The 12,884-nt window shown below is 60.6% G+C and carries 11 protein-coding genes; 5 read left to right on the plus strand and 6 right to left on the minus strand.

The window, feature by feature from the left end; all coding sequences use genetic code 11:
- Positions 1 to 40 precede the first annotated feature (40 nt).
- Positions 41 to 721 (minus strand): sugar transferase, encoded by a 681-nt coding sequence (locus QA637_RS25045; RefSeq protein WP_283065389.1) that lies wholly within the window; start codon positions 719 to 721, stop codon positions 41 to 43.
- A 290-nt stretch (positions 722 to 1,011) separates the two neighbouring features.
- On the minus strand, positions 1,012 to 1,935 hold the full coding sequence (locus tag QA637_RS25050; protein WP_283065391.1) for a glycosyltransferase family 2 protein: 924 nt from the start codon (positions 1,933 to 1,935) through the stop codon (positions 1,012 to 1,014).
- Positions 1,936 to 2,498: 563 nt separating this feature from the next.
- Here QA637_RS25050 and QA637_RS25055 point away from each other — a divergent pair.
- The 3 genes from QA637_RS25055 to wecB all read left to right on the plus strand — a co-directional run bounded on the left by QA637_RS25055 (position 2,499) and on the right by wecB (position 6,258).
- The gene (locus QA637_RS25055; protein WP_283065392.1) at positions 2,499 to 4,067 is read left to right on the plus strand and encodes a GumC family protein; all 1,569 of its coding nucleotides are present in this window, start codon (positions 2,499 to 2,501) and stop codon (positions 4,065 to 4,067) included.
- A gap of 76 nt (positions 4,068 to 4,143) precedes the next feature.
- Positions 4,144 to 4,935, plus strand: a complete 792-nt coding sequence (locus tag QA637_RS25060) for a CpsD/CapB family tyrosine-protein kinase (RefSeq protein WP_283065393.1) — start codon at positions 4,144 to 4,146, stop codon at positions 4,933 to 4,935.
- A gap of 123 nt (positions 4,936 to 5,058) precedes the next feature.
- Positions 5,059 to 6,258 (plus strand): non-hydrolyzing UDP-N-acetylglucosamine 2-epimerase, encoded by a 1,200-nt coding sequence (wecB, locus tag QA637_RS25065; protein WP_283065395.1) that lies wholly within the window; start codon positions 5,059 to 5,061, stop codon positions 6,256 to 6,258.
- Here wecB and wecC read toward each other — a convergent pair.
- From wecC to QA637_RS25080, 3 genes are read right to left on the minus strand one after another with little or no spacing between them, the layout of a single operon-like run.
- Positions 6,214 to 7,470, minus strand: coding sequence for a UDP-N-acetyl-D-mannosamine dehydrogenase (gene wecC / locus QA637_RS25070; protein ID WP_283065397.1), 1,257 nt, complete (start codon positions 7,468 to 7,470; stop codon positions 6,214 to 6,216). The genes wecB and wecC overlap by 45 nt on opposite strands.
- A gap of 45 nt (positions 7,471 to 7,515) precedes the next feature.
- Entirely contained in the window at positions 7,516 to 8,319 is an 804-nt protein-coding gene (locus QA637_RS25075) for a WecB/TagA/CpsF family glycosyltransferase (RefSeq protein WP_283065398.1), read from the minus strand.
- Positions 8,312 to 9,580: a hypothetical protein gene (locus QA637_RS25080; RefSeq protein ID WP_283065399.1), complete on the minus strand. Its 1,269-nt coding sequence runs from the start codon at positions 9,578 to 9,580 to the stop codon at positions 8,312 to 8,314. Before QA637_RS25080 ends, QA637_RS25075 begins: the two co-directional genes overlap by 8 nt.
- 340 nt (positions 9,581 to 9,920) lie before the next feature.
- On the opposite strand from QA637_RS25080, the gene QA637_RS25085 reads away from it, so the two are divergent.
- Positions 9,921 to 10,862, plus strand: a complete 942-nt coding sequence (locus QA637_RS25085; RefSeq protein WP_283065400.1) for a glycosyltransferase family 2 protein — start codon at positions 9,921 to 9,923, stop codon at positions 10,860 to 10,862.
- Here QA637_RS25085 and QA637_RS25090 read toward each other — a convergent pair.
- Entirely contained in the window at positions 10,855 to 12,078 is a 1,224-nt protein-coding gene (locus QA637_RS25090; protein ID WP_283065401.1) for a glycosyltransferase family 4 protein, read from the minus strand. The genes QA637_RS25085 and QA637_RS25090 overlap by 8 nt on opposite strands.
- A gap of 32 nt (positions 12,079 to 12,110) precedes the next feature.
- Here QA637_RS25090 and QA637_RS25095 point away from each other — a divergent pair, with 32 nt between their 5' ends.
- On the plus strand, positions 12,111 to 12,620 hold the full coding sequence (locus tag QA637_RS25095) for a hypothetical protein (RefSeq protein ID WP_283065403.1): 510 nt from the start codon (positions 12,111 to 12,113) through the stop codon (positions 12,618 to 12,620).
- Positions 12,621 to 12,884 lie beyond the last annotated feature (264 nt).

Below are 12,884 nucleotides of genomic sequence, written 5' to 3' on the forward strand. Positions count from 1 at the left end.
CCTGACGACAAGCACGCCGGGGCCTTAGCGAGAATGGCACTCAAAAGCCCGTGCCGCGCAGGACAACGAAGATAGTCCTCGACAGAATCGACAGATCCGTACCGAAGGACATGATGCCAGCATAGCGTGTGTCGTATGTTGCGCGCTGAGCGAAACTGGACATGTTGCGCTCGCTGATCTGCCAGAGCCCGGTAATCCCCGGACGCAAGCTGAAGTACGCACTGCCCGGATACTGAGACCGCTGGTCCGGCAGCATCGGCCGCGGACCGACAAGGCTCATGTCGCCAAGAAGGACATTCAGGAGCTGCGGCAACTCGTCGGCGGAATATTTGCGCAGATATTTGCCAAGCGTCGTAACCCGCGGATCGTTCTGAAGCTTCTGCGTGCGATCCCATTCGATGCGGGCCAGCGGATCGGCATCCAGATATTCCTGTAGCCTTTGCTCTGCGTCGGGAACCATGGTCCGAAGCTTCCAGAGATGGAAAACCCGCCCCCCTTTGCCGAGCCGCGCCTGGCGAAAGAAAGCCTTCTCGCCATCCAGGCGAACGAGAAGTACCAGAACTGCGACAATCGCCAGGGCAAATGGCGCGATCATCAATGTGAACGCAATGTCGAAACCACGCTTGGCCGTAAGATAGGATCGCCGCGGGCCGACCGCTGAATCGTGCGACGCGGGCGGTGCGATAAGCCAATGGGGATATAACCTGGGACTTTTCGGCATTGCGCTCTCCACGACTGATAGTGGAACTCACCGCAAGCGTAGATCTCTCTGCCCATCCCAAATATAAATTCGAGTTAGGAGGTATATTATTTTTGTTAATAATATTGATGTCTGCTTTGCAGAAATATTAGATATTTTCCCTATTGAAATATCAATAAATACCCATTAGACAATTAGTTCTAGTACTAGTTATTTCGCGATTTCGCTTTAACAGTATGCCGGCACACCAAGAATTGCTTTCGCATATTCTCGACGATCCCGCGTAGCACGCACGTAATACGTAAAATGGCTTAGGTATTTTCTCTGTTCCAGTTCTCAACCAGCGAGGCTGCGTTTTGGTGGAGCGCCAGTTTGAACATCAAACCGGCGCGATAAAGCCGGACTCGGATCAGGCATGCCAGAGCAAACAGTCTGCTGCGGCCGCCCGAGACACGGTCCGAAAACAGGATTCTGAACATCTCGATCAGAGGAGAGGCGCCGATCATCACGCCACCCGCCAGCCACCGGAGCTTCGCTGTCGGACTATCACCAACCTTCCGGAACTCGTGAGCGACGTGTCGGTCCCATCGCCGCGCCAGTTGCGCGAAGGATCTGCAGGAAGGCGTGAGAACTTTCGCCTCGGGCAGATAGGCCAACCGATGGCCCAGCGCGGTCGCACGCCTTCCCCATTCCGTGTCCTCCATCGTAGAAATGCCCCCAAAGGGACCGACCGAGCGGAAGACCCGCGTTCGAACCGCCATGTTGCCGGTTGCGGCAAAGCCGTGACTTTCGACGTAAAGGCGAGCGCGATAGCTGTAGATGCTTTCATAGAGTTCGATCGATGTCGGTCGTTCCGGATCGGCCATCAGAACTCCAATGTCGCCACCGACCACATCGATATCAGGATTTCCGGCCAGGAACTCTACGATCGCGCGCACCCAGCCATGCTGCGCCACGCAGTCCGCATCGATGAAGGCCAGGAGGTCGGATCGGGCCGCATTTGCACCCCGGTTCCGGGCGGGGCCAGGACCCGGAACCAGCTCGTACTCCAGGCATACCCCGGCAAAACTCGAGCAGACGGCATCGGGCCGTTCGGCCGAACCGTTGTCGACGACGATGATCTCGAAGGGAATACCGTCCGCGCGCTGCGCGTCGAGAGAAAGCAAGCAGCGACGCAGATTGTCAGGCTCGTTGAGATGCGGGATGACCACGCTTAGACGTGGAGCAGCGTGCATTTGTGACCCTACGTGCGTTGAGCGGAATGGCGATGGTCGACGCGCCTCCCGACAGGGGTGAGCAGCCGACTTTGACAGCATGACCGCGCGAGCCGGTGTTTGGAAGTCGCCTGAAGCGCGAGCCGCAGCAGCAGATTGGGTGAAACGGTTAGGCGAATGCCGGTTTGCAGTGCCGCCGTCGAGGTGATGGCCTACCCTCTTTCGGTGGAGGCGACGGTCGCGAAGGCCCCTTCGCCTGACAGAATGCCCGGCATCCCTTCCGCTTTCAGTGGCTTGTACCTCCGGAAAGGGCCTGCCCTTGCCGGCGCGTAGCGCACGCCCGGTGCGGCAGCAGTCCCGGCCGCGACAAATACAACCCGTGAAAGCTCTACATGGGAGGTCATGCGTCAGACGCGAATCCGAGCGTAAGACATAGGTTGAAAGAGCCTACTCGAAGGAACTAGTACCGGAGGTGGAAGCGCGCTCGGTCACCCCCCATTGATCATCTATCACCCGCCTCGTAACCGCTTGAAGATGAATACTTGGCACGGTGCCGCTCAAGTCCAAGTTCGGGTGACCTTGCGATGCGCGATGTGGATGTACGCTTCTACATTTCGATCCTGTGGCGAAGGCTGCCGTACATCCTGGCGATCACCATCTCGGCGGTGGCGATTTCTGTTTTGATCGCGCGCATACTTCCGCCTGTCTATCGGGCGAGCGCCAAGATCCTCGTGGAGGCGCCGCAGATTCCAGCGGACCTGGCGCGTTCGACGGTGCCGACAAATGCCGTGGACCAGTTTCAGATCATCCAGCAGCAGATTACCACGCGCGAGTATCTTCTGGCGCTGGCGGACAAGCTCGATCTCTACGGCAACAAGCTATCGGGCGAGAAGCGGTCGGGCGACGAGGAGCTCTCCAGCGAGGATATCGTCGAGGACATGCGGTCCCGCATCACTTTCGAACAGTTGGAGACGCTGAGCGCCAATACGGGAGCGAGCATCTTCGACGTAAGCTTCGCGGCTGGCGAGCCGGTGCTGGCGGCAAAGACCGTCAATGAGCTCGTGGCAATGATCCTGCGCAGCAATCAGCGCCAGCGCACAGACCGCGCCGGCGACACGCTGCGGTTTTTCGACCGGGAGGTCGCGAGGCTTGGATCCGACCTGAACCGACTTGAGGCCGATCTCCTCGAATTCAAGAGCGAGAACAAGGACACGCTGCCCGAGAGCCTCGATTTTCGTCGCCGGCAGCAAATCAGCCAGCAGGAGCGGCTGATTTTGCTCGAGCGTGAGGAGGCCGCTCTTCGCAGCAGGCGCAGCAGTCTCATGGATGCTTATGCCACCGGCGCTCTGTCGGCCGACAGCGGCCCGGTCACGCCTGAGCAGCAGATGCTTCAGGATCTGAATCGCGCCTTGGCTGAGCAACTCGCGATCTTTTCCGAAAAGAGCCCCAATATCATAACACTGCGTGCTCGGATTGCGTCGTTGCAGCGTGGTCTGCCGTCCAGTCAGGCAACGGATACCTCCGGGAGCAAGAAGGCACTGTCCGGGCTTGATCTTCAGCTTTCGGACGTCGATCAGCGCCTGGTGGTCATAAGCCAGGAAAAGGCTTCCATCACGCAAAACATAGCCGACCTGACGCGGTCGATCGTGGCGACACCGGCCAGCGAAACGGCCCTCAATTCGCTCGAACGGAACAGGCTGAATGTCCAGACGCAATACAACGCCGCGATCGCACGGCGTGCGGAGGCCCTGATAGGCGAGCAGATCGAGCTACGCTCCGATGGCGGACGCCTTTCGCTGCTCGAGCCCGCGTCGCCACCCCAATCGCCTGTAGGCCCAAACCGGCGGCGTATCGTCGCCATCGGCGGCGCGGCGGGAATCGGGCTCAGCCTCGCCCTTGTGGCACTGCTTGAAATCCTCAACAGAACGGTGCGTAGGCCATCGGAACTGGCCCAATTGCTTCAATACCAACCGCTCGCAACCATCCCGCATATCGCGACGCCAGCCGAGTTGCGCGCCGCCGGCCGCAAACGAAGGGTGGCGCGAGGCATAGCGGCGGCGCTCGTCGCCGCAGGCATTCCGGGCACATTGGCCACCATCCATTACTATTATTCGCCGATTGAACTGGTATTCGAGAATTTTATTTCGAATTAGCACATGAATGTTTGATATAATATTATCGGATCTAAAATAACAACAACAACTATACGATGAGGGTCACCAACAAATCATGGAAAGTATTTCCACATCGCTCCAGGGAATCGCCCAGGTCCGCGCCATAGATCGAGCTTCGGAACAGACAATTCATGCCTGCTCGCGGATCGAGAGTGAGGTAGTTTGGGCCGGCCTGCCGGCGCTTCGCATCGATCCTGCGATCCTCGCCCAAAATCGCATTGTTACCATCAACCGATCGACCCCGGCGCGCACTCCATTCGACATGATGCGCACGAAGATCCTGCAAACGTTGCGGCAGAACAATTGGACGTCCGTCGCGATCACCTCCCCCGCGCCCAGCTGCGGCAAAACCTTCCTCGCATTGAACCTGGCATTCAGCCTGGCTGACCAGAAGGATTGCCGCACCCTGCTCGTCGACGTCGATTTGAGACGGCCGCAGATCGGCGAGAGGCTCGGGGTGACGGGCTCGCCACCATTTGAAAGCTTCCTCAACGGCCAGAGTGAAATCAGCGAGGTTTTCCTGCGCCACGACAGCAATCTGGCTGTCGGCGTCAACGGACGGCCTGTGCCATTTTCCGCGGAAACGCTGCAAAGCCCCGAGACGACAAGGGTGTTGCGGGAACTGCGGCAAAGGATGAGTCCGGATATCATCCTCTACGATATGTCGTCCATGCTTTCCACCGACGACGTCATAGCGTTTTTGCCGAATGTCGACTGCGTGATCCTGGTCGCGGCGGCCGAGCGGACCACACTCTCTGAAGTCGATTCCTGCGAGCAGTATCTGTCCGAGAAGAGCAACGTCCTTGGTGTTGTGCTGAACGACTGCCGCTATCACCACGGCTATTGAGGCGGGAGCGAAGAGAGCGGGCACTGCACCGGATCCGCGGAGGGAAATCGATCGCGCCCGACCGAGGCAACTTACCGAGGTTATCGCGATGAGCGTCGAGCATGGTCAGAAGGAGAGGCCGGCATGCGCAAGGTGTTGATTGTTTATGGGACGCGCCCCGAGGCCGTCAAATTGGCGCCATTGATCGCTGAGCTCGATCGCTCGTCCCATTGCACGCCCATCGTCGCCGTAACAGGCCAACATCGCGAAATGCTCGACCAGGTCAACACGCTGTTCGACATCCGCCCGAGCCATGACCTCAACATCCTGACGCAGGGGCAGAGGCTCGAAGATATCACCAATCGCGCTTTAGGCGGTGTCTGCGGCGTGATAGACGCCGAGGAACCCGATGCAGTGCTGGTCCAGGGCGACACGACCAGCTGCTTTGCTGCCGCACTGGCCGCCTTCTATCGAAAGGTCCCTTTGATCCATCTCGAGGCAGGGCTGAGAACGCGCGACCGCTACAATCCGTTTCCGGAAGAACTGAACCGCCGGCTGACGACGCAACTCGCCTGCCTGCATCTGGCGCCGACGCGGACATCGAAGGTCAACCTCCTCTCCGAGGGCGTGAACGAGCACACCATCGTCGTCACCGGCAACACGGTCATCGACGCCCTGCTCCATGTCGCCTCGCGCAACACCCCCCTCGACAACCCGGACATGCAGAGGATTTCCGGCAGGAGGAGCGTTCTGATCACGGCCCATCGACGCGAATCCTGGGGAGAGCCGATGGCGCGAACGGCCCGTGCGATTGCCCGGCTGGCAAGCACGTTTCCGGAGATCGTGTTCCTGTTGCCCGCACACCTCAATCCAGTCGTACGCGACGCGCTCATCCCCCCGCTGGTCGGCCTCGACAATGTCCTGGTGACGCGGCCGCTCGACTATGGCGATTTCGTCCAGGCGATGCGCGACTGTTCGGTGGTTCTGACGGATAGCGGCGGCGTTCAGGAGGAGGCGCCGACCCTCGGGAAGCCCGTGCTCGTCCTCAGGGAGACGACCGAACGTCCCGAAGCCGTTGCCGCCGGCACTGTGCGGCTCGTCGGTACGGACGAGGACCGCATTGTGCGCGAAGTGACGACATTGCTGACCGACCGGGCGGCCTATCAGGCCATGGCGCAGGCGGTGAACCCCTATGGGGACGGTCAAGCCGCGATGCGCTCGACCCAGGCGATCGAGCACTTTTTCGGCGTCGGAAACCCGCCGGTAGAGTTCGACGCAGGCCTCGAATCCGCTGAACCGTCAGCGCCACGCCCCGCGCGTGTCGTAAACGACTTTGCCGCCTAGGCGCGTGTGCCGCATCGCCTTGAACGGCTCATGTTCGACCAGCAGCACGACGATGTCGGCCCGTTCCACGGCCTGGTAGGCGCCCTCGAGGCGCAGGTTGGAGTATCCTGCCAGCGAGGTCGGTAGCATGCTGACATAGGGATCCGAAACGAAGATCTCTACCTCCGGCAGGGCCTTGGCGATAAGGCCGACGACTTCGACGGCCGGACTTTCCCTCACGTCATCGACGTTCGCCTTGAAGGTCAGCCCAAGGCAGGCGATCGTTGGCGCTCGGAACCGTTGCGCCTTCGCCACCACACGCTCGGCCACGTCGTGCGGCCGACGGTCATTGACTTCCCGTGCCGTACGGATCAGCCGCGACAATTGCGGGGCCGCGGAAACGATGAACCAGGGGTCTACCGGTATGCAATGGCCGCCCACGCCAGGGCCGGGATTGAGGATGCTGACCCGCGGATGCCGGTTCGCGAGCCGGATCACTTCCCAAACGTCGATGTGGAGCGACTCACTGATCAGCGAGAGCTCGTTGGCGAAGGCGATGTTTACGTCGCGATAGGCATTTTCGACGAGCTTCGCCATTTCCGCGCTTGCCGCGTCGGTGAGCAGGATTTCGCCTTGCGCGAACAGGCGGTAGATGGAAGCGGCCTTCTCCGCACATCTTGGCGTGAGGCCACCGACGACGCGGTCGTTTGTGACGATCTCGATCATGATGCGGCCCGGCAGCACCCTTTCGGGGCAATGGGCGACAAAGATGTCCGCACCCGTCTCACCGTCGCGGGGCATCCTCAGGTCGGGCCGCAGGTCGCCGATCCAGGCCCCCACCTTTTCAGTCGTGCCGGGGGGCGATGTGGATTCCAGCACCACGATGTTGCCGGGTCTGAGCCTCGGAGCGATCTGCTTGGCCGCGGCCTCCACGTAGGACAGATCCGCGGTTCTGTCCTCGTTGAAGGGCGTCGGGACCGCTATGATGAAGGCATCGGCCTCCGGCACCTCCGACGTCGCGGTAAGCCTGCCCATCGCGACCGCGCCGCTGACGGCGACGGCGAGATCGGGTTCGACGAACGGTACTTCGCCGCGTGATACGGCCGCGACCGTCGCGGGATTGGTGTCGACGCCAATGACGTCGACACCACGGGTCGCAATCGCGACAGCCGTCGGCAGGCCTATGTAACCCATGCCAAGTATCGCCAGCCGGCCTCTGAACGCTTCAGTCATTGAACATTCTCCGCATCCGTCGGGTCGATTGGCATCGGTTTCCGGTCATTTGCCCGTGATCCTCTCGGGCCCAAACGCCGGGGCGGGATGGAAGAATTCCTTGAGCGAGAGCTGGATGAAGGTCGCGTTGGTCGTCAGATAGCGCCACGCCAGTCGGCGCGGCTCCTGGAGCAAGCGATATGCCCACTCCATTCCGACGCGCTGCCAGGCCAGCGGGGCGCGCTTGGTGATACCTGCCAATACGTCGAACGATCCGCCGACGCCATGCAGCACGGGAACGTTGAGCGACGGACCATATTTGCCGAGAAAGATCTCTTTCTTGGGGGACGTCATTCCAAGGAACAGCATGTCCGCGCCGGAATCCCTGATCCCCGCCGCGATCCGACCGGCCTCGCCCGGCTGAAAATAGCCGTCGTAACTGCATGCGATCCGCAGCCCGGGAAAGCGCTCGCGAAGCCGCTCCTGCAGCTTCTGCAACACTTCGGGCCGGGCGCCGAGAAGCGCTATGGAGCGATTTTCCCTGTGCGCCAGCGAGAGGAGCCGCTCAAAAATGTCGATGCCGGCGATGCGCTCCGGCAGCGGCCGCCCGAGCAGCTTGCTGGCCCATACGATCGACTGGCCATCGGCCAACAGGAGATCGCACTCCATGAGCGAATTGCGCAACAGCGTATCGCTGCGCAGTTTGACGATCTTGGCGGCGTTCAGCACCCCGAGCAGGATGGGACTACGCGTGATCAGCGCTCTGCGGCAGGCCTCGATCACATCATCCATTCGAACGGCATCCAGATACATGCCGAACAACAGTCGGCGGTTGACGTTCACGTCGGATTTTTGCAACAGGTCAGGCATCGCTATCCTCCACGCCCGGAGCCCGGTTCACTGCCTCGTCTCCGGAAAGCCATGCATAGAGAAGCCATCCCAGTTCATAGGGGCGGCATTCGTAATCGACCCGGCTCGGCGGGAAGACCGCGTCAAGCCAGGGAAGATGCATGCCGGGCTTCAGCGCCGTGGTGAAGGCCGACATCGCCCGTACCGCCTTGTTGGGTTCGCGGCGCGCGACCTTGCGCCAGATGACGTTCTTGTCGTGAGCTATAAGGGGTGCCAGCACCTCCGGATGACGATCTAGCCAGTCCAATCCGCTGACGATTGCCCGCCAATGGCCGCTCCCCCCAGCCTGCCAAAGGTCGAGCAGTGCCATCGGCGCCATGGCGTGCTGATGCACGCTGTAGACTGGATAGCCCTCGACGACACTTCCGTCGCGGCTGTCGTAGTGCCACCACCATTGTCCGGCTGGTCCCTGCAGTGAGCAGATTCGCGCGGCGCAGGCCTCGGCCGCCGCCATGGCGGCGGGATGACCGTGCGCAGCGTGAAGCCGCGAAAGAGCCTGAATCGGATAGACCTGATCGGCGAAGCAGCCAATATGCGCGCGCAGACGGCCATTGACCGAGGCAGGCAGCACATGCGGAAAGAGCCCTGACGCGGCCTGGCCGCCAATCAACCGGCTTGCGGCAAAGGTGGCCAATTCCCGTGTGTCCCCGAAATACCTTCCGGCGAGCGCGGCAATGAGCGCCCATGCGCAGTTCACGGTGGCGACAGATGACTGTGAGGCAAGCAGAGCGGCAAGCTTGCGGAAAAGCCGGGAAGCATGAAAATGCCCCGCCTCCGCCGCGGCCCACGCTGCAAGCGCGATCGCCCCGGGATCGTCGGTCGTTTCGGCGCGGGCTTCGGCCGTTCGCGCCAGATCGGCTGCGGTGTTGCCATCGAGAACCTGCCGCTGCGCCGCTACGTCCAACTTGGACAATCCAAGCGCGACCATTGCCGTATAACGAAGACTCTCGCCCTCGGGCTGCTCCGACCATCCCGCGTTGGTTTTGACGGCGCGCGCCGTGTGCGCGAACAACCCCTTCTTGCGCATGCGTGGCAGGCCGCGCGCTGCCAGAGCGATCAGCTCGTCGACCCGGATGCAGGCGTCGGCGGACACTTCTTCAAGCGCCCGCAGCCTTGCGAGCGGGCCAGCCGCGATCCGACTCGCGAATCGTCGTGTCAGCTTGCTGCCTCCCGGCACGCTCTCCGCTCTCGGAGGCAAGGAATGCTGAAACTCGATCGACATGAGGAATATCCCGGGCGTCGCTATCCTGCGGAAACGGCAAGGACGGCCAAAAGGCGCGGCGAATACGGATCGATGGACCGTCGAAACCTCGAAATATCCTAGGAAATCAGGCAGGATAATCCAGTGCACTCAAAGACTTACGGAGCGCAGCCGCGCCTGACGACAATGGTGCTGATGTACTCCGAGAGGATGACGTATGCCACGGTCCACCTGACTTTCTGGATGACGCAGCGTCTGTGCCAGGCCAACACCCTACCTCTCTCGGCAGTCTTTTGGCGTCGGTGATCTTCCTGCAATGATCATGGGAAGCTCCGCGCTCCGGGGCATATGAGGGCACGTTATGGACAAGCCGCAAGTGGATGATCGAGGACATAACTCTGTCGTCCCGGGACAAAACGGGACGGGCAGCCTCGCAGCGGTGATCGTTACCTATAATAGCGCGTCCGTGTTGCCGGGCTTGCTCGATTCCCTGGCCGCGGGATTTGAAGGGATCGCGAACTACGAGGTAATCGTCGTAGACAATGCCTCGCGCGACGGCTCGGCCGACCTTGCAAATGCCCATCCAATAGGCGCCAAGGTCATCAGAATGGGCCGGAATGCCGGCTATGCGGCAGGCATCAACGCCGCCACGGCCACAGTGGCGCCTTGGGCGGATCTTCTGATCCTCAATCCGGACGTTCGGCTTCACCCCGGCGCGGCACGCCAATTGGTCGATCGGCTGGCTGAGGCGTCTGTCGGCGTGGTGGTCCCGCAAATCCTCGGCGAGGACGGCAAAATTCGCCATTCCTTGCGGCGTGAGCCGTCTGCGGTAACGGTCTGGTCGGACGCGCTGCTCGGAACGAAACTTGCCGCCAGGATCGGGTTGGGTGAGATCGTTGCCGATCCCAAGCTTTATCAGCAAGGCGGTCGGATTGAATGGGCGACTGGCGCCATTCTGGCCATCTCGGCACGGACCCGGCGGATAGTCGGGGATTGGGACGAGTCATTCTTCCTTTACAGTGAGGAAGTCGATTATATGAAAAGGGTTCGCCGTTCGGCGCTTTTGATCCTTTATGACACGAATGCGCGCGCAGTTCACATCGGTGGTGCATACCATCGTAACCCGTACTTGTCCGCATTGATGACCGCTAATCGCGTCCGCTATTATCGACGGCATCACGGACCGGTAGCCACCATGCTGTTTCGCCTTGCCATCATCGTCGGCGAAAGCATGCGGATTTTGTTAGGTCCGGGGCACCGAGCGGCGCTACGCGCCGCCCTCACTCCGAACGAGGTCACGTGACATTGTCTTGCGGAGTTGCGCCAATAATATCCTTGTAGATTGAATCCATTCGATCGAGTTTCGCCGACCACAGTGCGGTTTGCGTCACATGCTCGTGTGCAGCGAGTCCCATCTGACAGCGCAGTTCCGGATCGATCACAAGCCTGCGAATTGCTGCAGCGATGGCAGCCGCGAGCGCTTCGGGGGTGGTGATGGGAAGCTTTATCGCACAGCGCTCCGAAGTCGCGCTTCCTGGTCCACCGCGGTCGATCACGACGAGCGGCAGCGAATATCCCATCGCCTCCAATGCGACGTTTCCACCTGGTTCGCGATAACTTGGAAAGACAAATACGTCAGCCCGCCGGTAGAATTCGGGCAATTCTTCCTTCGCTCGCCATCCATGCAACGTGACGCGTTTGTTGAGGCCAAGCGACGCAATGAGCGTCTCGCATTCACTGCGCTCAGGGCCCTCCCCCACGATGTCGAGCTCGACTGCAAGATCCCTTAAGAGAGCCATAGCGCGGATAATATCGCGCGCACCTTTCGTTCGGACGAGACGTCCCACATACAGCAGCTTCGTCGGCCCCGAACGCCCCGCCCTGTCGACCGGCGCCGGAACCTCATCGAGGCCGGTCTCACTCATTACCTCGAAGCGTCGCATGCGCATTCCCGCAAGTTGTTCCTTCACATACCCGGCGATCCCAAGCACGCAGTCTGCGTTCTGAAAAGTACCGCGCAATAAGGGATCCCAGCGCCAGCGATAGCCGTCCAACCGACGCATTCCCACGAACCATGGAGCGGAGGCCTCTTCCGCTGCGAACCCCGGAGGAGACGACAGTCCCCCTCCAACCGGTCCGATAACGAGCGGTAACCCCAAGTTGGCGGCCGGCGAGGGATAGCGCATTGCGACCGGAACCGGTTGATGCACCAGATCGAAACGCTCCCCCTTATCAACGGCTTCACGGATCCAACGCCGCGCTCGGAAGTAGAAGGGGACATAGCCGGGTTTCATCATGCTGTTCAGCCGTTCCGCCCGCCCTAGAAAAGGCGGCTCCCTCCACTCCACAATCTTGATACCAGTCAATTGCCGCGCCGCCGGCGTTGCGCCTCTCTTGTGGTACGTCAGCAGAGTAAGTTCATGGCGTTCGCCAAGCCGCCGTGCCCACTGAAAAGCCACCCAAGCCTCGCCAACATCCTCGCCATCACAGGTCGGCGCAACGAGCAGGATTTTTGCCATCTCCGTCACCTCATCGCGTTAGGGTGCGTCCGTTGCTCCGCTCGCCCAACCGTTGGTGTCTCCACACGAAACTTGGCGCGCTCAAAAAATCTACCTTCTGGCAGCAAAAGCTTGCCTTGCATGCGATGCGGCTACCGTCGCACGCCTTTTCCGCCGCATTTATTCCAGCGAAATTGCGCAGTTCGACCGACCACGTACTGCGCCGACATGAACCACTTGTCCGCCCCATCAAAATCACCGCCGGCGGAAGGAGCTTCGGGATTGCGATCGAAAGTGCAGAAAAGACCATAACTTCAAAAGTGTATGATCGATCCGTGCACGGAATCAATCCGACTGACAGTCGGCATAAAGGACGTCAGGGTGAGGTGCAGGATACGTCGATCGAACGAAGCAACATGTTTCTGCTCTCCAATGCAAATCCCGCCCGATTGATTACGAAAACCAAGTTCGCGATCTCAAGAACATGCGTAGCGAGTGAACCGGACCGTTGGCAATCACACGAATCTGCCGCCTCGCTGCCCGCCCGTATGCATGCAGATTAGCTGCGGAAGCGGCTACGACGTTCAGACCACCAGCGCCCCGTATCTTTGCTGGTCTTTCTTTGGGCGGCGCTTTTTCGGGCCCGCCAGTGCTCAGCCGCCTAAAACCGTATTGGATGAAACGCTCGCGCGATTACTGCCGATGATCTTTGGCAGCGATGCCGTTTCGGAACACCCTTCATCCACCTGCCCTCTACCGCGCCGCACCATCAACTGTCAGAAAGTTGCTGCGCCAAGCGCGGGTTAATCACATCGGTGGAGGGTAGC

The sequence above is a fragment of the Sinorhizobium terangae genome, assembly GCF_029714365.1.
GTDB classification, from domain to species: Bacteria; Pseudomonadota; Alphaproteobacteria; order Rhizobiales; family Rhizobiaceae; genus Sinorhizobium; species Sinorhizobium terangae.

Excerpts from the sequence above, each read along its gene's own strand:
- QA637_RS25055 (WP_283065392.1), top strand. The coding sequence starts at position 2,499 with ATGCGCGATGTGGATGTACGCTTCTACATTTCGATCCTGTGGCGAAGG.
- QA637_RS25085 (WP_283065400.1), top strand. The coding sequence starts at position 9,921 with ATGGACAAGCCGCAAGTGGATGATCGAGGACATAACTCTGTCGTCCCG.
- QA637_RS25045 (WP_283065389.1), bottom strand. The coding sequence starts at position 721 with ATGCCGAAAAGTCCCAGGTTATATCCCCATTGGCTTATCGCACCGCCC.
- wecB (WP_283065395.1), top strand. The coding sequence starts at position 5,059 with ATGCGCAAGGTGTTGATTGTTTATGGGACGCGCCCCGAGGCCGTCAAA.
- QA637_RS25090 (WP_283065401.1), bottom strand. The coding sequence starts at position 12,078 with ATGGCAAAAATCCTGCTCGTTGCGCCGACCTGTGATGGCGAGGATGTT.
- wecC (WP_283065397.1), bottom strand. The coding sequence starts at position 7,470 with ATGACTGAAGCGTTCAGAGGCCGGCTGGCGATACTTGGCATGGGTTAC.
- QA637_RS25060 (WP_283065393.1), top strand. The coding sequence starts at position 4,144 with ATGGAAAGTATTTCCACATCGCTCCAGGGAATCGCCCAGGTCCGCGCC.
- QA637_RS25050 (WP_283065391.1), bottom strand. The coding sequence starts at position 1,935 with ATGCACGCTGCTCCACGTCTAAGCGTGGTCATCCCGCATCTCAACGAG.
- QA637_RS25080 (WP_283065399.1), bottom strand. The coding sequence starts at position 9,580 with ATGTCGATCGAGTTTCAGCATTCCTTGCCTCCGAGAGCGGAGAGCGTG.
- QA637_RS25075 (WP_283065398.1), bottom strand. The coding sequence starts at position 8,319 with ATGCCTGACCTGTTGCAAAAATCCGACGTGAACGTCAACCGCCGACTG.